At 42.7% G+C, this 21512-nt stretch carries 21 protein-coding genes, 1 tRNA gene and 1 pseudogene; 2 read left to right on the top strand and 21 right to left on the bottom strand.

Annotation, left to right across the window (positions count from 1 at the left end):
• Positions 1 to 9: 9 nt before the first annotated feature.
• The 3 genes from PGQ33_RS15085 to PGQ33_RS15075 are packed head-to-tail and all read right to left on the bottom strand — an operon-like array spanning position 10 to position 5344.
• Complete coding sequence (locus PGQ33_RS15085; protein WP_008375292.1) at positions 10 to 771, bottom strand: hypothetical protein; 762 nt, start codon at positions 769 to 771, stop codon at positions 10 to 12.
• Entirely contained in the window at positions 746 to 2035 is a 1290-nt protein-coding gene (locus PGQ33_RS15080) for a DUF5716 family protein (RefSeq protein WP_195368734.1), read from the bottom strand. The genes PGQ33_RS15085 and PGQ33_RS15080 overlap by 26 nt, the downstream gene beginning before the upstream one ends.
• Positions 2036 to 2050: 15 nt before the next feature.
• Entirely contained in the window at positions 2051 to 5344 is a 3294-nt protein-coding gene (locus tag PGQ33_RS15075; protein ID WP_242856238.1) for a DUF5717 family protein, read from the bottom strand.
• 132 nt (positions 5345 to 5476) lie between these two features.
• On the opposite strand from PGQ33_RS15075, the gene PGQ33_RS15070 reads away from it, so the two are divergent.
• A complete protein-coding gene (locus PGQ33_RS15070; protein ID WP_270206000.1) occupies positions 5477 to 6571 on the top strand; it encodes a pyridoxal phosphate-dependent aminotransferase in 1095 nt (364 codons plus the stop codon).
• 267 nt (positions 6572 to 6838) lie between these two features.
• Here the strand turns inward: PGQ33_RS15070 and PGQ33_RS15065 are convergent, their stop codons facing one another.
• The 6 genes from PGQ33_RS15065 to PGQ33_RS15040 form a co-directional block, all read right to left on the bottom strand.
• On the bottom strand, positions 6839 to 7183 hold the full coding sequence (locus PGQ33_RS15065; RefSeq protein WP_008375282.1) for a cupin domain-containing protein: 345 nt from the start codon (positions 7181 to 7183) through the stop codon (positions 6839 to 6841).
• 52 nt (positions 7184 to 7235) lie between these two features.
• Positions 7236 to 8522, bottom strand: a complete 1287-nt coding sequence (locus PGQ33_RS15060) for an O-acetylhomoserine aminocarboxypropyltransferase/cysteine synthase family protein (RefSeq protein WP_008375280.1) — start codon at positions 8520 to 8522, stop codon at positions 7236 to 7238.
• Between the two features lie 154 nt (positions 8523 to 8676).
• Positions 8677 to 9660: a DNA/RNA non-specific endonuclease gene (locus PGQ33_RS15055; protein ID WP_270205999.1), complete on the bottom strand. Its 984-nt coding sequence runs from the start codon at positions 9658 to 9660 to the stop codon at positions 8677 to 8679.
• Complete coding sequence (locus PGQ33_RS15050; protein ID WP_055247340.1) at positions 9657 to 10148, bottom strand: hypothetical protein; 492 nt, start codon at positions 10146 to 10148, stop codon at positions 9657 to 9659. The genes PGQ33_RS15055 and PGQ33_RS15050 overlap by 4 nt, the downstream gene beginning before the upstream one ends.
• 156 nt (positions 10149 to 10304) lie before the next feature.
• Positions 10305 to 13505, bottom strand: coding sequence for a carbamoyl-phosphate synthase large subunit (carB, locus tag PGQ33_RS15045; RefSeq protein WP_117834170.1), 3201 nt, complete (start codon positions 13503 to 13505; stop codon positions 10305 to 10307).
• Entirely contained in the window at positions 13505 to 14575 is a 1071-nt protein-coding gene (locus tag PGQ33_RS15040; RefSeq protein WP_055157847.1) for a carbamoyl phosphate synthase small subunit, read from the bottom strand. The genes carB and PGQ33_RS15040 overlap by 1 nt, the downstream gene beginning before the upstream one ends.
• A gap of 237 nt (positions 14576 to 14812) precedes the next feature.
• On the opposite strand from PGQ33_RS15040, the gene PGQ33_RS15035 reads away from it, so the two are divergent.
• Positions 14813 to 14885, top strand: a tRNA-Thr gene (locus PGQ33_RS15035).
• A gap of 90 nt (positions 14886 to 14975) precedes the next feature.
• On the opposite strand, the gene PGQ33_RS15030 is transcribed toward PGQ33_RS15035, so the two are convergent.
• The 12 genes and pseudogenes from PGQ33_RS15030 to PGQ33_RS14975 form a co-directional block, all read right to left on the bottom strand.
• Positions 14976 to 15182, bottom strand: a complete 207-nt coding sequence (locus tag PGQ33_RS15030) for an alpha/beta-type small acid-soluble spore protein (protein WP_022220917.1) — start codon at positions 15180 to 15182, stop codon at positions 14976 to 14978.
• 228 nt (positions 15183 to 15410) lie between these two features.
• Positions 15411 to 15800 (bottom strand): annotated as a pseudogene (locus PGQ33_RS15025) (peptidoglycan-binding protein); the annotation flags it as partial.
• A 582-nt stretch (positions 15801 to 16382) separates the two neighbouring features.
• The gene (locus PGQ33_RS15020) at positions 16383 to 16931 is read right to left on the bottom strand and encodes an ImmA/IrrE family metallo-endopeptidase (RefSeq protein WP_215651537.1); all 549 of its coding nucleotides are present in this window, start codon (positions 16929 to 16931) and stop codon (positions 16383 to 16385) included.
• 8 nt (positions 16932 to 16939) lie between these two features.
• A complete protein-coding gene (locus PGQ33_RS15015) occupies positions 16940 to 17263 on the bottom strand; it encodes a helix-turn-helix domain-containing protein (RefSeq protein ID WP_252209894.1) in 324 nt (107 codons plus the stop codon).
• Positions 17264 to 17373: 110 nt separating this feature from the next.
• Positions 17374 to 18564, bottom strand: coding sequence for a GH25 family lysozyme (locus PGQ33_RS15010; RefSeq protein ID WP_270205998.1), 1191 nt, complete (start codon positions 18562 to 18564; stop codon positions 17374 to 17376).
• Positions 18565 to 18597: 33 nt separating this feature from the next.
• Positions 18598 to 19071 (bottom strand): phage holin family protein, encoded by a 474-nt coding sequence (locus PGQ33_RS15005; protein ID WP_055297021.1) that lies wholly within the window; start codon positions 19069 to 19071, stop codon positions 18598 to 18600.
• A gap of 16 nt (positions 19072 to 19087) precedes the next feature.
• Positions 19088 to 19249 (bottom strand): hypothetical protein, encoded by a 162-nt coding sequence (locus tag PGQ33_RS15000; RefSeq protein WP_172679836.1) that lies wholly within the window; start codon positions 19247 to 19249, stop codon positions 19088 to 19090.
• Positions 19249 to 19515, bottom strand: coding sequence for a hypothetical protein (locus PGQ33_RS14995; RefSeq protein WP_055262293.1), 267 nt, complete (start codon positions 19513 to 19515; stop codon positions 19249 to 19251). Before PGQ33_RS14995 ends, PGQ33_RS15000 begins: the two co-directional genes overlap by 1 nt.
• A complete protein-coding gene (locus PGQ33_RS14990) occupies positions 19502 to 19885 on the bottom strand; it encodes a PF13754 domain-containing protein (protein WP_215687329.1) in 384 nt (127 codons plus the stop codon). The genes PGQ33_RS14995 and PGQ33_RS14990 overlap by 14 nt, the downstream gene beginning before the upstream one ends.
• Positions 19886 to 19896: 11 nt before the next feature.
• Positions 19897 to 20781: an Ig-like domain-containing protein gene (locus tag PGQ33_RS14985; RefSeq protein ID WP_270205997.1), complete on the bottom strand. Its 885-nt coding sequence runs from the start codon at positions 20779 to 20781 to the stop codon at positions 19897 to 19899.
• 13 nt (positions 20782 to 20794) lie between these two features.
• Positions 20795 to 20935 carry a CD1375 family protein gene (locus tag PGQ33_RS14980; protein WP_172676495.1) on the bottom strand — a complete coding sequence of 47 codons (141 nt, stop codon included), beginning with the start codon at positions 20933 to 20935 and terminating at the stop codon, positions 20795 to 20797.
• 58 nt (positions 20936 to 20993) lie between these two features.
• Complete coding sequence (locus PGQ33_RS14975; RefSeq protein ID WP_270205996.1) at positions 20994 to 21407, bottom strand: hypothetical protein; 414 nt, start codon at positions 21405 to 21407, stop codon at positions 20994 to 20996.
• Positions 21408 to 21512: the final 105 nt, after the last annotated feature.

The raw sequence follows: 21512 nt of genomic DNA, 5'->3' as shown, positions 1-21512 counted from the left end.
TCCCGTACACTATGCTCTTCTGTACTCTTTTTTCCATTCTTCAAACAATTCCTTTGACGGTTCGATGTTGATATTTTCTCTCACTTTTTCTATCTTTTCTGTAAGTTTGTTGTCAATTTCCAAAAGGATTTCATTGCCCATGACCATCTTCTGATATTCATCCTGCGGCATGTATCTGGAACTTGCATACAGGTAACCTTCGAGCATTTTATTATCTTCACAGATCTTATACGCCTTCTCATACATTCTCGCCGACTCTTCATACAGAAATGCTCTCCCATATGCTCCGGCAAGGCACGCAGACACGCGACCATAAAAACGCTTATCTACTGAATCATCCTTTTCTCCGTTGACGATCGACATGTAAACCAGGATTGCCGATTCCAGTTCTCCACTTTCCATCAGCTTATCTGCTTTGTATTTCTGACGTTCTACTTCTTTCTGGTTCTTGAGTTTCTCCAGAACATTCTGGATGTGTGCCATTTCACCCGGTGTGTAGATTCTGGATTCATGTAGCACAAGAACCACAAATTTCTCCACGGAACCATGATTCCGGATCAGTTCCACCAGCTTTACTGCAAGATCCTGCATTTCCAGTTCATCTGCGATCCATCTGCAGAGCTGCTCATTCATGATCGTATAATCGATCAGATACAGATTGTTGCACAGATAATAACACAGCTCTTCCAGTGTACTGATCCTTGTATGGATCCTCGAAATTTCATAGGGATGTTTTGCCTTTTTCTTATGACAAAGAATTAAACTGCCCATTGCTGCCTCCTAATTCAATGATCTTCTCCAACCGGAATCCTGATGGCGCAAAAAATTCGCCAAATCCCATATCTTCAAAAATAATATGACAGGTCTTTTCATCCGAGAAGAATGTACTAATTTTCAGACGAAGCGCATAGTTTTTCCGGTCCGGCAAACCTTTCAAAGAAACCGACTCCACAAGATGCCTGCCGGTCACCAGAGAATCTACATGGATCTCAATATCCTCTGTATCACCAAGAAGCACCTCGAGCTGTCTGTCTGATTCGTACCAGTGATTGCCCCAGGATACCAGTGGGTACCAGCCTTCTTCTCCATTCACGCGCATCCGCACGGAAATCTGCTCGGTCAGTTTTGTCTCATCCAGGTAGACTGGCGCATCTGACTGTTCCTCTTTTCTGCGCTGCGCTGTATAACACGCTCCTTTACTGTACAGATTATTTCCCATAAACGCACGGCGTCCGTTACAGAGAACGCGCAGAGAATTCGGATACCAGTTATTTTCAAATCCATCTCCTGTCAAAAAGACAGAAGAGATCATCTTCTTGTTGAATACACTCTGGATAAAACGTTTAAAATGCTCATCTGCCGCTTTTGCCTTCTCAACATGCAGCACCGGATAAACTGCTTCCAGTTCTTCCATACGTGCATCTGCCACCTTGTCCACCGTCACAAAGCTTTCTCTGCTTTTCTGCGAACTGTTCTTCAGTTCCCGCAACATATATGCCCGGATCACATCCTCGTCACAGTAAAAAAGTGCCGCTTCATACTGCCATAATTCTTTCGGCTGGTTAAACATATAATGACAGAAGCTTTCCTTGTAGTCCTGAACATAAATATTTTCCTTTGCCACTCCGAGTTTCTGTCCGATTCCCTTCAGCAGGACGCGGATGTCTTCGTTTTTCTCCGGGACTGTAAACGTGATGCTTTCAATTTCTTCAAATCCGTTCAACGTGTACTTTACAAAATCCGCCAGCAGCTGGACGCCTTCATATTCCTGTCCGTCTACCTCAATTTTCCTATTGCCAAGCGCACACTCCCAGATCCCTTCCACGCAGATACTGTCCCTTACCGTAGACATCCTTCTTGCCTGTCTTCCGTAAGTCCAGGTCTCTTTATAATAGTTCATCACCAGAGGAATCTGATTGTTCTCTTTTTCAATTCCGGTATCCACCGTCTCCGGTTCCTGTGTTTTTTCATTATAATAACTGATCTGACACATCTTTGCATTGATGTCATATCCTATAATACTTCCATGTGTCATGAAGTATTTCCTCCTTTAGTAAGCAACAAAAATATCCTCAGCAAGCTGTTTTTCTGTTGCAAATTCCTTCATCGCGATTGCCAGTGCTTCATTCTTCAGTGATGTCATATCATTCAGTCTTCCAAATTTTCCGATTGGTCTCACCTCACGCGGCTTATAGTCACTTTTTTCCGTAACCGTCACCTTATCCTTATTCGTCTCTGTAAAATAATAACGCAGAGATTCATCACCAAACAAAATAAAGCTCTTGATATAAGTGTCTTCATATGCCGGAAGCAGTATTTCTTCCTGATAATTCATATTATCACTTTCGCCTTTCCGTATCTGGTAGGAAATTGCCACTTTGCTTCCAGGTTTTGCGTGATATTCGATCATCGTCTTATCATAAAGCTGCACTTCTCTGAGCCAGTTCTCCGGATACTTCAAATAGAAAGAAAAATACAGCTGTTTTTCACACATTTCGCGCAGGAATTCCCGTAGCATCGGTTCCAGTTCCTGATGCACTTCCCTGCTGGAATAATATTTTAGCAGGGCGATCTTACAGATATCCGGAAGATCTTCCTCTTTGCGGTATTCATTTGCGATGATTACAAAAATACATCCTTTTACCTGGCGTCCGTTCACCACATATTCTCTTGAAACATAAGCAAGATATGCTCTCTTTAAACGGAAATACGTTCTTCCTTCATAATAATCCGCAAAAATTTCTTCCTCACCAAACATAGTTTCCGAGAAAAGCATCTGCGTAATGATTCTTTCTGAAAGTTTGTAGGTTGTAATATCATAATCTCTTGCCACATGCCAGAGTTTCTTCATATTACGGGTCGATCCACAATAATACTCAGCAAGATAAGACAGCGTCTGCTTATCATACTGATCTTTCAGAAACAGTTCAAAGCATAATGCCAGAAGAAAATCATCCTCCTCCGTACCTTCTTCACGCAGGCGCATACTGCACATTTTAAACACTTCTTTTTCATCTGCCATCTCCAGCCCGTGCTCTCTAAGCATATCCCAGGTCAGTTCTTTTTTCTCTTTCTTCCGTTCCTCTTCCTCATGCTCTTCCTGATATTTTTTGCAGATTTCCATATACCGGTTCTCATAGAACATCCTCATAGTCTCATATGGAATGGAATCAATGTAATGGCGGCCGTCTTTTGATTCCCAGACAATCCGTGCGTCTTTATTGTATAAATATACAATCACTCCATCCGCACTGTACTGTACTTTCTGACTGATCGTTCCGTCAGGCTCGATCACCATGACAAACGCCATGTTCTTTACCGTTGTCTTAATCTCATAAGCATGGCAGATATCATAAACTGCCCGGATTCTTTCCGGTGTCATATCCCGCTCAGTACAGCAGCGTTTGTAAATAATATGCAGAATATCATTGATCCTTCGATTCTCAAGCTGCATCCAGGCAAACCGCTCCATCTGCTCTCTGTAAGCACTGTAAAGCTCACTGCTTTCTTCCTCACAGTTAATCAGATTTGCATACAACACCGCTGCTTTTTTATATTCCAGTGTATTTCCATGCCGGAAGTAAAGTAATACGGATTTTGGAAACTGTCTGTCCAGATATTTGTCATCCACAGTCATCATATAATATTCAAAAAGCTGCGCAATCTTCAGATCTTCTTTTACTGCCAAGGCATACCACTTGAAGCATTCCGGTGTTGTCCGATTGCCACGGATCAGATGGGTACAAATTGCTGTCAGAATCTGTGGATCCGGGAAAATCCGATAAACCTTCTGCATCACAACATCCAGATTCTTATCATAAGTCCGCTGTTGGGATGCAAGGTTCGCCATATAAAGCGCAATTTCCTTTGTCAGAACTCCGTGCTTCTGCGCAAAATTGAGAATCTGTACTTCAAATGCCGAGAGCTTTTTCAGACAGGTTGGCTTCTCCAGAAAACACCGGTATGCCTGCCAGTACAGAATTACCTGGTTCGCACCGTTGCTGCAGTGGCGTTCCAGAACCTGTAATTTTTTGCTGTAGTTTTTATATTCCGGATCAATGTCAATCAGCATACACACAAGCTCCCATGAAGTTGGTTCTTTCATATATGCCTTATTCAGTTCTTCAATTGCTTTGTTAACCTGGCTGCCTGATTTTCTCAAAAGCGCAGTCAGATACAGATAATACGATGAAATGACCGAATCCTTATTCACTGAGAAACGGCTGTAATTGTAATCATCCAGAATACCACTGGCCTTGTCCGGCTCCTTACAGAGCAGGTTAAGATGTGCATCAAACAGTGGATAAACATCTCCGTCTTCTGAATATATATCCAGTCCCTTCAGTTTTTCTCTTGTTGCGTCCGCCCAGGCTGTCAGATCCTTTCCTTCCGCATTACACGCAAGAAAATCCTTTATGATTGATGCAATCGTCTTATCTGCCACACGTCTGTTCTCTGCATGATCCTTGTGATTGGCCAACATTACCTCATAGGTCAGCGATTCATACGGACTTTCAAAAACAATCTGTCCATAATTATTTCCCGCATGAGCCTTTTCCGGATGAATGATATAACTGAAATCAAACAGATTTCCCACAAAATCGTCCGTTGTAAAGTTATCCCTTCCAATCTGGATAAAATCACCGCTCACATGCACCTTCACCGGCATAAATCCCCAAGTATTCTTTGTAAAATGAATAATCTCACGGGTTGCTTCTTTTAAATTGCGGAAAGTTCTCTGATTCCGTCCCATTGTCAGGAAAATACATTCTTTCTGTTTGATTCCGACCAGAAATTCTTCCATCGCCTGCTCACCGAGAGACCATTTCCTAATATTATCATAAAGTGCCTTTATCCTTGGCTCTTCATACTTTATCACGTCATAAAAATCGCGTGATCTGAAAAGACGGTGTGCCTCGATAAAGTTCTCCATCGCCAGCCTTTTAAAATCACGGATATTCTGTACTCTTCCACAGGAAGTCTCGACTGATGGTTTTTCAATGATCGCAGTAAAGTTTACCTCAAATTCTCCACCATTACATACAATCGTAAACTTTCCCTGTTCAACATGCCCGGGAGCAAGTCCGCTTCCATCATAAGTAAAACGGAGCTCCACCGGGTTGCCCTCAAATCCCTGTTCTTCTAAATGTATACGAAAAGAAGAAGAATATACAAGTCCTCTGATATCTCCTTCTTTCCTGTTCTTCAAAATGAAACTTCCCTGGCAGGACTCTCCTTCCCCGATCGTCATCTCAAGATTCGTTACCGGCAGTACAATCTCCGGATGAACGGTTCGAAAATCTCCTTTGGAAAATTTTTTTATTTTATTCTTCAAGCTTGCCACCTACTTCTGCATTGCATTTTTTCAAAAAGACATTATAATAAATTATAACATTATTCTGCATATCAGGCAATGCGGAATACCCGTTTTTTTTAATTCACAGATTTTTGTTATACACAAAGGAGAATACTATTTATGGAAGCAAAACCGCAGTTTCATGGAAGTGACACCGTTGCTGTCGCCGCATTTTATCATGTACCGGTGGACGAGATCGTCTGCTTTGGAGCCAATGTCAACCCACTTGGATTATCCAAAAACCTGAAAAAAGATCTTGCTGCACATCTGGATCTTCTCAGTAGTTATCCGGACCGAAATTACACTACTTTGAAGAAAGTGATTGCCGATTACTGCCAGATTTTACCGGAACATGTAATCGTCGGAAATGGTTCTACAGAGCTGATCTCTCTCCTGATCCAGACACGGAAACCACAAAAAACGCTGGTTCTTGGACCAACTTATTCCGAGTATGGACGTGAACTGGATCTGGTGGGAAGTTCCATCCATACTTACCTGTTAAAAGAGTCAGATCAGTTCCATCTTGATATCCATGCCTTCTGCGAAGAAATCAGGAAGGGCTATGATCTGGTGATATTATGTAACCCGAACAATCCGACTTCGTCCGCTCTCAAAATGCCTGAGATCCAGACCATTCTGGACTGCTGCCGGGAGGCTGGCTCTTTCTTGATGATCGATGAGACTTACGTTGAATTTGCACCGGATATTAATGAAATTTCTTCCATGTCTCTGATCAGCAGTTTTGATAATCTGATGATTCTCCGTGGCGTATCCAAATTTTATGCCGCACCTGGTCTCCGCCTCGGCTACGGTGCAACCAGTAACAGCCAGTTTCTTCAGGATCTTCTGCTGATGCAGAACCCATGGAGTCTGAACAGCCTCGGCGCTTACGCTGGTGAGAAAATGCTCCAGGATCAGGAGTATATCCGGAAAACACGGGATCTGATCCTCTTCGAGCGAAACAAAATGTGCACTGAAATCTCCAAAATCAATGTGCTGACTGTGTATCCTGCTTATGCGAATTTTGTACTAGTAAAGATTGAAAAAGAGGGAGTTACTTCTGCGGATGTGTTTGAATTTCTGATCAAGCAGGGTCTGATGGTGAGAGACTGCTCCAGCTTCAAAGAACTGGGCGGGGAATACTTCCGGTTCTGCATTATGGCTCCGGAAGATAATAAGAGACTGCTTCAAGGAATACAGGATTTCTTTGCATAATGTTTCCTATCCCCACAAGAAGACCATTCACTAAATCGCCAACTCTTATTTCTAAAAATTTTGAGCAGCACAGGATCCCGGCGCAAATGATATTGAATCGTTGCGGCTAAGAGCGCAAAAAAATAGGGGTGGTGTCCGTGTTCACACGAACATCATCCCCTTTTTTGTACAAGCTTCGGAGTTGCCATGCATCCGTATGAAACTGCCAGTGACAGTTTCATAGGTGACGATCAATATCATTTGCGCCGGGATCCGTCCCTCTTCACACTATTCTTTCAAAATAAGCGCCACAAACACAAGATCTTCTTCCCCCGCATTCTTGATGCCATGTCCATTTCCGTCTGCGCAGAAAGTCACATCACCAACTTCTACCGGATATTCTTTGCCATTATCATTGTAAATGCCTGCCCCTTTTGTCAGATAGTAAGTCTCAGTCTCTCCATGATGCTCATGATATCCGATCTCACATCCAGGTTTTAACGTTACTTCATTGAACATCTTGCAGTACGCACCGAGCTGTTCACCTTTGATCAGTTCTTCCTTCAGGATATAGCCTGCGCCACCCGCTACATTTTCTGCTTTGATTGGTTGTCTTTCTGATTTCTTTGTCATGACTCTTTTCCTCCTGTCTGATCAGATTTCTTTATCTGTCATTGTGACACGATTATTGAATTGCGTCAAGTGCCGCAGAAATATCTGCGATCAGATCCTCTTTATCTTCAAGTCCCAGACTGATGCGAATCAGTTCTGCCGGAACCCCTGCTTCTTTTAACTGCTCATCATTCATCTGGCGATGTGTGGATGTTGCCGGGTTCAGGCAACAGGTTCTCGCATCTGCCACATGGGTTTCAATCGCTCCAAGCTTCAGATTCTGCATGAATACGGAAGCAGCTTCTCTTCCACCTTTCAATCCGAAAGATACCACTCCACAGCCCCCGTCTGGCATGTATTTCTTTGCTCTTTCATAGTATTTGTTAGATGGAAGTCCCGGATAATTGACATAAGCAACCTTTGGGTGCTGCTCCAGAAATTCTGCGACAGCCTGTCCGTTCTCCACATGTCTTGGCATACGCACATGAAGAGATTCCAGTCCGAGATTCAGGATAAATGCATTCTGTGGTGCCTGGATCGATCCGAGATCACGCATCAACTGAGAAGTACATTTTGTGATAAATGCGCCTTCTTTTCCGAATTTCTCAGCATAGGTAATTCCATGATAGCTTTCATCCGGTGTGCAAAGTCCGGGATATTTATCTGCATGAGCCATCCAGTCAAATTTACCACTGTCTACGATTGCTCCACCGACTGCTGCTCCATGTCCGTCCATATATTTTGTAGTCGAATGTGTCACAATATCTGCTCCCCATTCGATCGGACGACAGTTGACCGGTGTCGGGAAGGTATTATCCACGATCAGCGGTACACTATGCGCATGCGCAACCTTTGCAAAAAGCTCAATATCCAGAACAGTAAGTGCCGGATTGGCAATCGTCTCACCAAACATCAGCTTTGTATTTGGCTGGAATGCCGCATTTAATTCTTCTTCTGTTGCATCCGGAGAAACAAATGTTGCGTCAATTCCCATTTTCTTCATTGTCACACTGATCAGATTGAAGGTTCCACCATAAATCGAAGAGGAAGCCACAATATGATCTCCTGCTTCACAGATATTGAACATAGCAAAGAAATTCGCTGCCTGTCCGGAAGAAGTCAACATTGCAGCTGTTCCGCCTTCCATCGCCGCGATCTTTGCCGCTACGTGGTCGTTAGTCGGATTCTGCAGACGGGTGTAGAAATATCCGGATGCCTCCAGATCAAATAATTTTCCCATATCTTCACTTGTATTGTATTTGAATGTCGTAGACTGAATGATCGGAACCTGTCTCGGCTCTCCATTTCCAGGTGTATATCCTCCCTGCACGCATTTTGTTCCCATATGATAAGTATTCATGAGAAAGTTCCTCCTTTTTCTTTTACACATTTCCTCTAATGTATATTCATTAAGTATGTTTTCTATTATAGCAGAAAACGGGAGATTTTGTTTAAAAATCTCCCGTTTGTTTTATATTTTTTGCAGAATATGCAGTTTTTCTTTTATTTTCCTCTTACGGTTTACATCTCCCACACGGGATATACCCCTCTTTAATCAGTTCTTCTCTTGAACCTGTAAATGTTTTTTTATTTCCTTCTTTGATATCTTTTACTCCTGAGCACTCCGGCGTATGGAACTTCTTTGTATTTTCATTCAACACATACATCTTTTTCTCTGTATTTCCACTGGTTTTTCCCGTACCCGCTGACGCATCCGTATCGGAAAGCACTGCCTTTCCCGTTGAATAATCAATCGTAATTCCCGGCTGTACATTATAGACATACACATTAAATTTCACACCTTCTCCATGATCCTCCACTGATTCTGCTTCCATTAAAACTCCGGATGCAACCAGATTCTCCCCTTCAAATACCGGTGTGACACGATACATTACATGATTATCTGTCTCTTTGATGTAGTCGGCAACCATATTTTCAAATGGCAGCATCCCATCCACATTCATATAGCGGGTTCCTGTAATCAGATTCTTTTCGTTTGCATTTTCTGCCGTCAGCTGATAGCCTATCAGATGACAACGGTTGTAAAGATATTTTCCATCCACATTGTCAAATTTTATTGTCTGCCACCCGGACGGTTTCACCTGTCCAATCTTTCCTCTTTTCCCGCTCGGCATCAGATCTGTCCCAATATTGGACGAGGCAACGCCGCATCGTCCCAGCTCATCCAGATCACTGTAGCTTTCATAAGACTGATCTGTCAGCTCATCTTCGGTAAAATCCGGTTCATTATCGTCAATCACTACATACGGTGTTCCGCTGTATGCCGGAATATTATCCAATGTAGCGCTCACCGGATCCTGGCTGCCACCCGCTGTCGATTCATTTTCTCCGCTACCTGACTGCCTTTCAACTACTGCTGCCTGACTGTTTCCATATGATGCACTTTGCGCATCTGCTCCACCTGTGCCACACGCTGTCAGAAACAATGCAAACGTCAGAAGCAGCACACCTCTCATTTTCCCAATTTTCTTCTTCATAACAATCCCTGCCTGTTGTAAATTTCTTTTGTAATCTTCTCATGGGAGTAACCGGAAAAATCTTTTCTCTCTTCCAGTCTCCACTTGCTTAAATCTACCTCAAAAAATACATCTGCCGGATAATCCCGGTTCCATTTATACAGAACAATCTCTGTAATCTTCCCCTCATATCCAGCCAGATTCTCCCTCTCAACAAAACAGAAATCCTCTTCTTCTGCCTTTTCCAGAAAATCCCGGTCAACCTTCCACATTTTTTCATCCTCCAGTCGCCCTGCGTCCTGTATTTTCTTCCCAGTCCCAGTTTCCCGGCATACCTCTTCTTTTGCTTTAAAGACTTCTTTAAAAAGCTTATCTGTCTCCGGCGCCATCCAGAGCACATTCCCTCTCGTCATCTCAAGAATATCCTCTGACACCATCCGGTCCCGGCTCACTCTCCTGCCATTAAAGCATATCCCCATCCGGTTATCCACACATACAATAGTTTTCACACTACAAAACTCCTTCCCCGCAATTCCGGCCAATATCCGAAATTCTCTACACAGATTCACATTCTTTTGCCACTGTAGCGTCCGTCTCGTCCCTGCATTTTCCATAACACAAACAGGCAGAGAATCCAATCCCTGCCTGTCCGTATTCATAACATCTTATTCAACTTTCGCAATATCAATCAGTGTAAGCTGACGGATATCTGTATTTTCCAGACTTGTCACAAGTGCTCTTGCCGTATCCATAGCTGTCAGTACATTGACACCTGTCTCGATTGCATTACGACGGATTACAAATCCATCTCGTGCATGATCTGCTCCCTGCGGAGGAGTATCAATTACAAGGTCGATCTCGTGTCCAAGGATCAGATCCATCAGATTCGGTGATTCCTGCTCAATCTTATTGACCGGAATTGCTTTTACGCCGCCTTCTTTTAATGCATCAGCTGTACCGCGTGTTGCAAAGATACGATAGCCGAGTGCATCAAATCTGCGTCCGATCTCAACAGCCTCTCCCTTATCCTCATCACGAACAGTCATGATCATGTTCTTATATTTTGGAAGGTTGATTCCAGCTCCAAGGAACGCTTTGTAAAGTGCCTCGTTAAATGTAGTTGCAATTCCCAGGCACTCACCTGTAGACTTCATTTCCGGTCCAAGGCTGATATCTGCACCACGGATCTTCTCAAATGAGAATACCGGCATCTTGATTGCAATATAATCAGCTTCTTTCTGAAGTCCCGGTGTGTAACCCATTTCTCTGATCTTATGTCCGATGATCGCTCTTGTAGCAAGCGGAACGATCGGAATACCTGTTACCTTACTGATATAAGGAACGGTACGACTTGAACGTGGGTTTACTTCGATGACATAAACATCTTCGCCACATACGATGAACTGGATGTTGATCATACCAATTACGTGAAGGGCTTTTGCAAGACGCTTTGTATATTCTTCAATTTTACGCTTTGTCACTTCAGAAATGCTCTGCGCAGGATATACAGAAATACTGTCACCAGAATGGATTCCGGCACGCTCAATATGTTCCATAATACCAGGGATCAGAATGTCTGTTCCGTCACATACTGCATCGACCTCAATTTCTTTACCGACCAGATATTTATCAACCAGAATCGGGTGATCCTGTGCAATACGGTTGATGATTCCGATAAATTCATCAATATCATGATCGTTGATTGCAATCTGCATTCCCTGTCCGCCAAGTACATAAGAAGGACGAACCAGTACCGGATATCCGAGACGGTTGGCAACCTCTTTTGCTTCTTCAGCGGTAAATACTGTATCTCCCTTCGGACGTGGAATATTGCACTGTGCAAGGATCTCGTCAAAGAGCTCTCTGTCCTCTGCGGCATCTACATCTTCTGCGGAAGTTCCAAGAATCGGCACTCCCATCTTCATCAGGGATTCTGTTAATTTGATCGCAGTCTGTCCACCAAACTGAACAACTGCTCCGTCCGGTTTTTCCAGGTCTACAATGCTCTCTACATCTTCCGGAGTAAGTGGTTCGAAATACAGCTTATCTGCGATATCGAAATCGGTACTTACAGTTTCCGGGTTGTTATTTACGATAATAGTCTCGTATCCTTCTTTTGCAAATGCCCATGTACAATGTACAGAACAGAAGTCGAACTCGATACCCTGTCCGATACGGATCGGTCCTGATCCAAGTACTAGAACTTTCTTTTTGCCAGAAGTCTCTTCTACTTCGTTCTGGCTTCCGAATACAGAATAATAATATGGGGTCTCTGCCGCGAACTCAGCCGCACAGGTATCAACCATCTTGTATGCTGCAACGATTCCGTTTGCATGACGCATATCGTGGATTTCTCTCTCATCTTTTCCGGTCAGTCGTGCAATAACATTATCCGGGAATTCAATACGTTTTGCTTCTTTCAGAAGTTCCGGTGTGAGTTCCTGTGTCTTCAGAGCCTGTTCCATCTCAACAAGGATTGCGATCTTGTCGATGAACCATTTGTCGATCTTTGTGATCGCATGGATCTCGTCATAAGAGATTCCTTTGCGGAGTGCTTCTGCGATCATCCAGATTCTGCGGTCATCTACGATTTCCAGTTTTTCCAGAATTTCTTCTTTGGAAAGTGCTGAGAAATCATAAGAAAGCAGGCAGTCTACATGCTGCTCCAGAGAACGGATTGCTTTCATAAGAGCTCCTTCAAAGTTATCGCAAATACTCATAACTTCTCCGGTAGCTTTCATCTGTGTCGTCAACGTTCTCTTTGCACTGATAAATTTATCGAACGGAAGTCTCGGCATCTTAACAACACAGTAGTCAAGCATTGGCTCGAAGCTTGCATAAGTTTTCTTTGTAACTGCATTCTTGATCTCGTCCAGTGTATATCCAAGGGCAATCTTTGCAGCAACTTTTGCGATCGGGTATCCTGTCGCTTTGGAAGCCAGTGCAGAAGAACGGCTTACACGCGGGTTTACCTCAATTACACAATATTCAAAAGAGTCTGGATGTAATGCATATTGTACGTTACATCCACCAGTAATATTCAGTTCTGTAATGATATTCAGTGCCGAAGTACGCAGCATCTGATATTCTTTATCTCCAAGAGTCTGGGAAGGTGCAACAACGATACTGTCACCGGTATGAACTCCGACCGGATCGATATTTTCCATATTACATACAGTAATACAGTTTCCAGCACTGTCTCGCATTACTTCGTACTCGATTTCTTTCCATCCTGCAATGCAGCGTTCTACAAGAACCTGTCCTACACGTGACAAACGGAGTCCATTCTCAAGGATTTCTTCCAATTGTTCCTGATCATGTGCGATACCACCACCGCTTCCGCCGAGGGTATATGCCGGACGAAGAACAACAGGATATCCGATCTTATCTGCAAACGCGACACCATCTTCTATATTTTCAACGACCAGTGAAGCTGCAACCGGCTCACCGATCTTTTCCATGGTATCTTTAAATTCCAGACGGTCTTCTGCTTTCTTGATGGTTTCCGCCGTTGTACCGATCAGTCTCACATTATGTTCCTTAAGGAATCCTGCTTCTTCCAGCTCCATTGCAAGGTTCAGTCCGGCCTGGCCTCCAAGGGTAGGAAGTACGCTGTCCGGTTTTTCTTTAAGGATCAGCTGTTCTACAACTTCTACCGTAAGTGGTTCGATATAAACGCGGTCTGCAATATCTTTGTCTGTCATGATCGTTGCCGGATTCGAATTCAGAAGTACAACTTCAAGTCCTTCTTCTTTCAGTGAACGGCATGCCTGTGTTCCGGCATAGTCAAATTCTGCTGCCTGTCCGATTACGATTGGACCGGAACCAATAACTAATACTTTCTTTATGTCTTTATTTCTTGGCATTATTTTGTTCCTCCCATCATATCCATAAATCTGTCAAACAAGTAACCAGAATCCTGTGGCCCCGGGCAAGCTTCCGGATGGAACTGTACTGTAAAAATATTCTTTCCAACGTATGACATTCCTTCGTTTGTCTTGTCATTGACGTTCACAAATGCAGGTACTGCAACGCTTTCTGGAATACTATCAGCATCTACAGCATACCCATGGTTCTGGGAAGAAATATAAACTCTTCCTGTCTGCAGATCTTTTACCGGATGGTTTCCGCCCCTGTGTCCGTATTTCAACTTATAGGTCTTACCACCGTTGGCGAGTGCCATCAGCTGATGTCCCAGACAGATTGCAAAGATCGGGATATCTGAGTCGTATAATTTTCTGATTTCTTTAATAATGGAAGTGCAATCCGCCGGATCGCCAGGTCCGTTCGACAGCATGATACCGTCCGGATTTGCGGAAATGATCTCTTCTGCAGGTGTATTTGCCGGGTAAACGGTAACTTCACATCCACGATCATTTAAAGATCTTGCAATGTTGTTCTTAGCACCAAAGTCCATCAATGCAACTTTTGGTCCATTGCCTTCTAATACATATTTTTCACTGCAAGTTACTTTGGAAACTACATCTCCTACTTTGTATGCATGAAGTTTCGGAAGTACCTCGTCCAGATTATAATTTTCATTCGTTGTGATCATACCATTCATTGTACCCTTTTCGCGGAGGATTTTGGTAAGTGCTCTGGTATCAATTCCTGCAATTCCCGGAATATCCTGTTCTTTCAGGAAATCCTGAATTGTACCTTCACAACGGAAGTTGCTTGGCATTCTGGACAATTCTCTTACAATATAACCATCCGGCCACGCCTTCTTGGACTCCATATCCGGTGTAATACCATAGTTTCCGATCAGCGGATATGTCATGACAACGGCCTGTCCGGCGTAAGAAGGGTCTGTCAGCACCTCTAAGTATCCAGTCATTGAAGTATTGAATACAATCTCACTAATCATATCTTTTGTTGAGCCGATGCTTGTGCCTTCAAACACAGTTCCGTCTTCTAAAATTAGAAACGCTTTCATATGTTCACCTTATCCCTTCGTAATACTCTTTTATTCTCAAAAAAGGGGCACTCTTGGAGTCTTTTCAATTCCAGAGCGCCCACACTTTCTCAAATTGTAAAAAGTTTACCATATCTGGTTACAGATTTCAATACCTATTTTTTATGTTTATTTTAAAGTGTAATTTTTTTAAAAAAGAGTTGCTTTTATTCAAAAATTTGATATAATATAATTCGTGACTGCGAAAGCAGTACGAATGCTGGAATAGCTCAGTCGGTAGAGCACTTCACTCGTAATGAAGGGGTCGTCGGTTCAAGTCCGATTTCCAGCTTAGTGATCAGAGAAAAAGGGAGTGCCTGTTTATCAGACATTCCCTTTTTGTATCCGGCAGAAATGCCTGTGATACCTTCACTGACTGTCCCTATCGACCGGACATCTGTTTTTCCTGTTCTTCGATCATTTTCTTGACCATATAACCTCCGACAGATCCGTTCTGTCTTGAAGTTAAGTCTCCGTTGTACCCGTCTGATAACGGTACTCCCAGTTCGCTTGCAACCTCGTATTTAAATTTGTCCAGTGCACCTTTTGCTTCTGGCACGGCTGCTCTGTTTGATGAACGACTTGCCATATTCATTTCCTCCTTTTTTGTAACATTTTGTTTTGTGTTACGCTTCTAGTATATGGAGAATAAATTCAGATTACACTGGGAGGTTTTGTTAATTTTAGCATTTTTTATTTTGCAGTAATCTGCACCAGATGAGTATGAAACATTTTAAACTGAAGCATGACACATTTGGTATTCTTTGCATAAAAGCAGACTTTGGGAGAAAACTTAGATCATAATATAAAATCCAAGTCAGGACAATTCTGCAATTCTGGATACACCTACATAAATTTCGGAAATTTTATACCATGTACGGTAATCAACAGTTCCGGTTACCGGAAGCCCGAACACCGACTGGAATTTTCTGACGGACGATGCTGTTGCCGGACCATAAATACCGTCAACTGTGATTTTCGGAATTGCCGGGTATGCACCGGCAATGACATTTAGCTGTTCCTGCATTTGCCGGACTTTTGTACCAGAAGAGCCCTGGGAAAGGGTATACCCTGGCCATGAAGACGGAATGCCTGAAATTTCTTCAGCGGTATTGATGTAAATATCATCTCCGTAATAATAGCGGAGGATTTCTGACGGAGAATACCCCTGATCACCAAGTGCTTTAGAACCCCATTGGGTCAACCATTTTGCCACAACCTATAAAGTTATTTCTTCTTATTTTAAGGCATAAAATCAGGAGACCACTTAGTAGCCTCCTGATTACTTTAATTTGGTGTCGATCTCCTATGTCCTCCGACTTTTACACCGTCACCTCTAGTATATGGTTTTACAACCACAATCTTTTTATTCTGTTTACCTCTAATGCTGCTCTTTGTCTTTGCCATAATAACATTCTCCTTTTTCATAAATAAACAGAATGTCGGTCAACTTGCATCTGTTAGTTATCTTATTTCTTAATAATATACATGCTTGGTTGACTCCGGCTCTGGTCCAGGTCCAATCCAGATAGGAAAACAACGTTTTCCATAATCACGCGCATATATTTTAGTACCGTCAGGTAATTTCCTTGATGCTCTATAAATATACATAAACACCCTCTCCTTTCGCATTTTCACTTGCCAAAAGGAACCATAGCGTGCTATACTCATCTTGTCTAGGGAAAAGTATAACTGACCGAAGCAAACAATATAGTTATCTTTCGGGAAGTGCCAAGCGTTTTTCGCTTGGTTTTTCTATGTAAAAAGCAGTTTTCCTGCTTGAATTTTCTTATGCGACATCAAACAACTCTATTATATCCATTTCATATTCTTGATACTCTTTCCTGCCATATCGTAGCCATTTACAATAATATTTGTAAGCATTCCTTGCTGCTTCTAAGCTGAGATCAAACATTTCCTTAATACTATCGACATTTATCGTGTCATGCATTTGATGAATCAGAGGCGGTGGAGCTAATGCATACTTTGCAAAAAAATTTGCTTCCGCTTCTTCCTCATCCCCTACATTTACATGTCCTATCCAATAATGTCCTATTTCATGCATAATTGTTTGATTGATTCTCCCATATGAGTTGCAACGATCATTATAATAAATAGTCCACTCTTGTCTGCTTCTCTCAATTGAAAAACCATCTTTGCTTATCTGTAAAGCAGCTTTTTCTTTTTCCTCACCCAAAGCAGAATATGGAATAACTCTTATTTCCATCTTAACGGCTATTTCAAATGCACTTATAGGGATGCACCGTATGTCGTATTCTTTAAATAATGAAACCACTGATTCCTTAATATCTTCATATTGTTCGTCTGATAATCGCATAAATCCTCCTAATCTTCTTTCATTAACATCCGGATCAAATCAAGTCTTTCATCTTTCGTCATTTTACTTGCGTTACGAGCAATCAGCATTTTCACTTCATACAGGTCATTATTATATCCAATGCTGTCGCTCTCATTCCGTAACAAATAATCTGTCGTCGTTCCTAACGCTTCTGCTATTTTTGTAAGATTTGCTCCTCTTGGTTCTCTGTTGCCCTTTACATAATGAGAGATAGATGATTCCGTTATTCCGGTCTTTAATGCCAATTCTTTTTGAGTCATCTTTTTTTGTGATAACAAATCTGTTATTTGACATGCCATGTTTCTCATCATAGTTAACCTCCATTTTTTTGTGCTTTGTTCATCCTCAATTATTAGAATAATGCATAATTATCACTTTGTCAACTATAATTATCTTTTTGTTTATCCCGAGACATTATTTTTTAGTTTACACGAAGTTTTTGTCCAACATAAATCAAATTAGGGTTGGATAGCCCATTAAGCTGCGCAACCTTCTGGTAGGATGTGCCGTATTTAGCTGCAATACCGGAAAGCGTATCTCCAGACTGGACAGTGTAATACTGTGCGGATGAAGCACCTGACTTACCGTTCACGATATTCTGAATCGTATTGTAGTCATATCCGGCAGCTGAAAGACGATTCTTTCTGTCGTTTCCGTTGCCCCATTTACCGGCAAGAACTTCCTGTGCGATCTGCTCATTTGATTTTCTGGCAGACGCAGCGTTGATCTTGTTCTGGACTTCCGTATACCGGCTGCCGAGAACAATCTTCCTTGTATCTCCATTTCCATATTTACCGGTCTTTGTTTCGTTAACCAGTGCATCTGCAGACAGCGAGTAGATCCGGTCGATAAAGGCCTGTACCTCTACATAGCGTGTTCCAAGTGCTTTCTTTCTCTTCTCTCCATCTCCGTATTTTCCCTGCATGACTCCAACTGCCAGATCAAGTGTAGTGCCAGAAGGTGTATTCCCTTCTGGCTCGTATGGCTGTGTCGGCTTAATGGCGTTTCCTTTTCCGGCGTATTTGTTCCATGCGTCCTTATCTCCGTAGAATTTATCCAGATCAAGGTCACCATTCCACCCATTCAGTCTGCCATGTGAGCTGTACTGTCGGATAGCACAGGTGTACGCTTCCTCGTTCCACAGTGCATCCTGGTACCCGGTCGGACTATCATCTGCATACTGCGCAATCCAGAGTCCATAATTGCCAATGTTTGCGAATTTGTATGCGATTGACTGCGAACAGTACAAAAGCGGACGTACACCTGTTTTCTGGTACACATAGTCAAGCCACGATTTACACCATGCAAAGTCAGAGCTACCGAACGCCGGGTTATTCTTCCCCTCCCAGTCAAGGCAGAGAATTGCTTCACCCAAGCGACCGCCAACCTTGTTCAGAAAGTAATCCGCTTCTGCCTGAACGTTGCCACCGTTTGCATAATGGTAAATACCAAGGCACTTTCCAGCATGTCTCGCCTGTGCATAAGCTCTGGCGAAGTCTGTATTTGTGTAGCCTGTTCCCTCCGTTGCCTTAATAATTACAAAATCGTATGGAACCACATTGAGGTCGATTCCACTCTGGTAACTTGCAATATCAATTCCATTCATTGCCATAATACATTCTCCTTCCAAATAAAAAGAGGACGATTATTCGCCCTCTGAATCATTATCCACTTTCACCTGATCTTCTACCTGCGATCGGATGTGTTTCACAAGCGGCTGCATAAATGCCGGAATATTCACTCCCATGTCCTGAATATTTTCTAAAATACTGATAATCTCATTGCAGATCAGCCACATTGCCACGACACATGCCACCAGAAATGTGACTGGTGACTTCCAACCAATTGAAGTTGATGCATATAGAAGCATTTCATCAATAATCGCTCCCACAACTACCAGCAGCCACATAGATACCTTTTTGAAAATTCCTCTGATACTTTTATAGGAATTGATATCCTGTGCTCTGTATTTGCTTGCCATAAGTCCGGTAGCATAATCAATCAGATTACATACCACCAGCAGGATCACCGGCACTGCAAGCACTCCAAGAAGCGCTGACAGGAAAGCAAATACTGCTGTAAAAATTGCTTTGATATAGTTTGCCTGTTCCACTTTCATATTCCTCATTCTTTCTTTATGAATTTACCGGCTTTGCTGCTCCGGTATAAGATATCGGATAATCGTATGGATAGTCATACGGATAATCAACCGTTTCCTGGATCTGTACAGAAATCGTAAATTTTTCCCCGGTCGCAACCGTATTTTTGCTTAATTTCACATCTGTAATTTTAAGCATTAAACCACCTCAACTTCTATCCTTGCTTTCCTGATCGAATCCGCAACCGTATAAGTCACTTCCAATATATGTGTTCCTTTTTCTTTCGGAGCAATCTTACAGTCAAGATAATGCTCATTGATATCACACTCTCCTTGCACCACGATGTCTGTGTAACGTGCCAGCTCATAAGATGCTGTCAGAATCGTAAACGGCTCATCGTTAGGACTTCGCACCAATAGCTTAACGTGCTTGTCTTCGCCCAGGATAAATCTAATTTTGTTCACAACAACACCCCCTTCCATGTATCGGATAAATTACCTCCACAAAGAGCGGATCTGGCTCTGCGATAACTTGATACTGCTCCGGAACTGCCTCTACAGCATAGTCTTCCGGAATAACTGTAACCTTACAGTCTTCCGGAACAATTTCCACCATATAATCAAGTGGAACAAGTCTTACGCATAGAGTAGCCGGATCAACGATCAACAGCATCTTCGTGCAGTATGCGATATTGCCTGCATCATTTTCTGCCGTCAGCTCCACCACATACATTCCATCTAAATCATAAGGGACCGTGGCATTCCACCGGTCCCCTTCAGCTCTTTCGAATATTACTTCTTTTCCATCTATCTTACCGCTTACCTTTACTACCATAGGCGCACCGCCTAGTCGGTAATCTCGACTGCAATAATGAATGTCTTTCCGCAGTCTACTGGATTCGGAGTAAGAGTCACTGACTTAATCACCGGAGCTGACGTATCGACAGTAACCTTACGTGTGACTGTAGTAGTCTTTCCGGCTTTGTCTTTAGCTACGATAGTGATGGTGTTTGCACCCTCAGCAAGAGTCACGTCCTTAGTAAATGTTCCGTCTGTTCCGACCGTTACAGTTACTCCATTTACCGTTACTGTAACTGGCTTAGATGATACGTCATCTGTTTTACCACTTACCGTTACCGTCTTCTTGTTGGTTATAAGGCCATTTGATGGAGCCGTGATCTGCAGTGTCGGAGGCACTGTATCAACTGTAAATGTTGCTGTCTTAGCTGCAGCTGCATTACCATCATTGTCGGATGCCTTGACCGAAATCGTATGCGATCCATCTTTTAACGTCGGTGATGTGCATGTGCACTTATATCCACCGTCAATAACAGTCTTTGTTACCGTCGATACGACTGTTCCATCAACTGTGACTGCGATTGTTCCTGCATTTACTCCGGAGTCTGTATCTTTTACCTGGAATTCGATAGTCGGAGTTGTATTTGTGATATAAGCTCCTGCAGACGGAGACGTGATCGTTATAGTCGGTGCTGTCTTTTCTTTTACACGGAGTTTAAGTGATGCGCCGAGAGTAGCATGACTCTGATCTACCGTGGTAGTATTGTCGGCTTCATCTGTAGCCTTTACTGTTCCGCCAAGAACATGATCCGGCTGATTGTAGCTCGACTTACTTGGAGCTGTAACCGTAGCTTCCCATTTCCCGGAGGTCGAATTATAGGTCAGATTGTATGCCTGACCATTAAATATATATTGAGCTGTTTTTACTGCCATCTACGCTTCACCTCTACTGCTTGTCTTCTGTTACCAGATCTTCTGCTCCGGAATCAATCAGGACCTCTTTTACCTTGTCCTTTAAAAGTCTCGGTACCTGTGAATAAGTTTTCTTTCCTAACATAATCTGCTGTGCCCATAACATTGCCATCATTTCTTTTCCTCCTGAAATTTGTAATAATATGAATAAAATGGTTAATACAATTATCGTTTTACTGATATACCGTTTCAGACATTTCCAAAATGCATCCTTCGAGCATTTCATTTTTCTCCTCCGCTTTTTCGACTCTTGACTGCAGGTTCGTATTTTTCTCTTCTGCTTCTTTAAGTCGTGCCTCCAGAACTGCCATCCGGCTGTCCGGATCTTCTCCTTCCCGGTACATTAACACACCAAGAATGCCGGCCGTGTACTTCACGATTGCATCGAGCTTTGTGTAGTTTTCATACACAACGGTATCTGCATCCCGTTCGCTCACAGACATTCTCTTAGTTGTTGTCTGATCAGAGAATAAAGTCTTCAGCTGATCCTCGTGCGCTGAAATGGTCTTGATCAGAAGTGCGCCATCCGTCTGCTCAGTGACCTGCTGGATCTGCAGTTCCTGACCATCATTGAATGTGATTTTCATTTTTCTGTTTGCCCCTTTCTTCTTTTTAGAGGGATTCTGAATTAAATAGCAATTTAGGAAATGTAAAAGCAGATTTAACAAAAGCAAATAATAATATTGCAATCA

It is taken from the genome of Coprococcus sp. AM100_B19A, assembly GCF_027662015.1.
GTDB lineage: Bacteria > Bacillota > Clostridia > Lachnospirales > Lachnospiraceae > Allocoprococcus > Allocoprococcus comes.
The sequence above is the reverse complement of the archived record's forward strand: the minus strand, read 5'-3'. Positions and strand labels throughout refer to the sequence as shown.

What these genes read in the sequence shown, in the direction of transcription:
- PGQ33_RS15085 (WP_008375292.1), bottom strand. Translation starts at nt 771, where the DNA reads ATGGGCAGTTTAATTCTTTGTCATAAGAAAAAGGCAAAACATCCCTAT.
- PGQ33_RS15080 (WP_195368734.1), bottom strand. Translation starts at nt 2,035, where the DNA reads ATGACACATGGAAGTATTATAGGATATGACATCAATGCAAAGATGTGT.
- PGQ33_RS15070 (WP_270206000.1), top strand. Translation starts at nt 5,477, where the DNA reads ATGGAAGCAAAACCGCAGTTTCATGGAAGTGACACCGTTGCTGTCGCC.
- PGQ33_RS15065 (WP_008375282.1), bottom strand. Translation starts at nt 7,183, where the DNA reads ATGACAAAGAAATCAGAAAGACAACCAATCAAAGCAGAAAATGTAGCG.
- PGQ33_RS15060 (WP_008375280.1), bottom strand. Translation starts at nt 8,522, where the DNA reads ATGAATACTTATCATATGGGAACAAAATGCGTGCAGGGAGGATATACA.
- PGQ33_RS15055 (WP_270205999.1), bottom strand. Translation starts at nt 9,660, where the DNA reads ATGAAGAAGAAAATTGGGAAAATGAGAGGTGTGCTGCTTCTGACGTTT.
- carB (WP_117834170.1), bottom strand. Translation starts at nt 13,505, where the DNA reads ATGCCAAGAAATAAAGACATAAAGAAAGTATTAGTTATTGGTTCCGGT.
- PGQ33_RS15040 (WP_055157847.1), bottom strand. Translation starts at nt 14,575, where the DNA reads ATGAAAGCGTTTCTAATTTTAGAAGACGGAACTGTGTTTGAAGGCACA.
- PGQ33_RS15030 (WP_022220917.1), bottom strand. Translation starts at nt 15,182, where the DNA reads ATGGCAAGTCGTTCATCAAACAGAGCAGCCGTGCCAGAAGCAAAAGGT.
- PGQ33_RS15020 (WP_215651537.1), bottom strand. Translation starts at nt 16,931, where the DNA reads ATGCGATTATCAGACGAACAATATGAAGATATTAAGGAATCAGTGGTT.
- PGQ33_RS15015 (WP_252209894.1), bottom strand. Translation starts at nt 17,263, where the DNA reads ATGATGAGAAACATGGCATGTCAAATAACAGATTTGTTATCACAAAAA.
- PGQ33_RS15010 (WP_270205998.1), bottom strand. Translation starts at nt 18,564, where the DNA reads ATGGCAATGAATGGAATTGATATTGCAAGTTACCAGAGTGGAATCGAC.
- PGQ33_RS15005 (WP_055297021.1), bottom strand. Translation starts at nt 19,071, where the DNA reads ATGAAAGTGGAACAGGCAAACTATATCAAAGCAATTTTTACAGCAGTA.
- PGQ33_RS15000 (WP_172679836.1), bottom strand. Translation starts at nt 19,249, where the DNA reads ATGCTTAAAATTACAGATGTGAAATTAAGCAAAAATACGGTTGCGACC.
- PGQ33_RS14990 (WP_215687329.1), bottom strand. Translation starts at nt 19,885, where the DNA reads ATGGTAGTAAAGGTAAGCGGTAAGATAGATGGAAAAGAAGTAATATTC.
- PGQ33_RS14985 (WP_270205997.1), bottom strand. Translation starts at nt 20,781, where the DNA reads ATGGCAGTAAAAACAGCTCAATATATATTTAATGGTCAGGCATACAAT.
- PGQ33_RS14980 (WP_172676495.1), bottom strand. Translation starts at nt 20,935, where the DNA reads ATGATGGCAATGTTATGGGCACAGCAGATTATGTTAGGAAAGAAAACT.
- PGQ33_RS14975 (WP_270205996.1), bottom strand. Translation starts at nt 21,407, where the DNA reads ATGAAAATCACATTCAATGATGGTCAGGAACTGCAGATCCAGCAGGTC.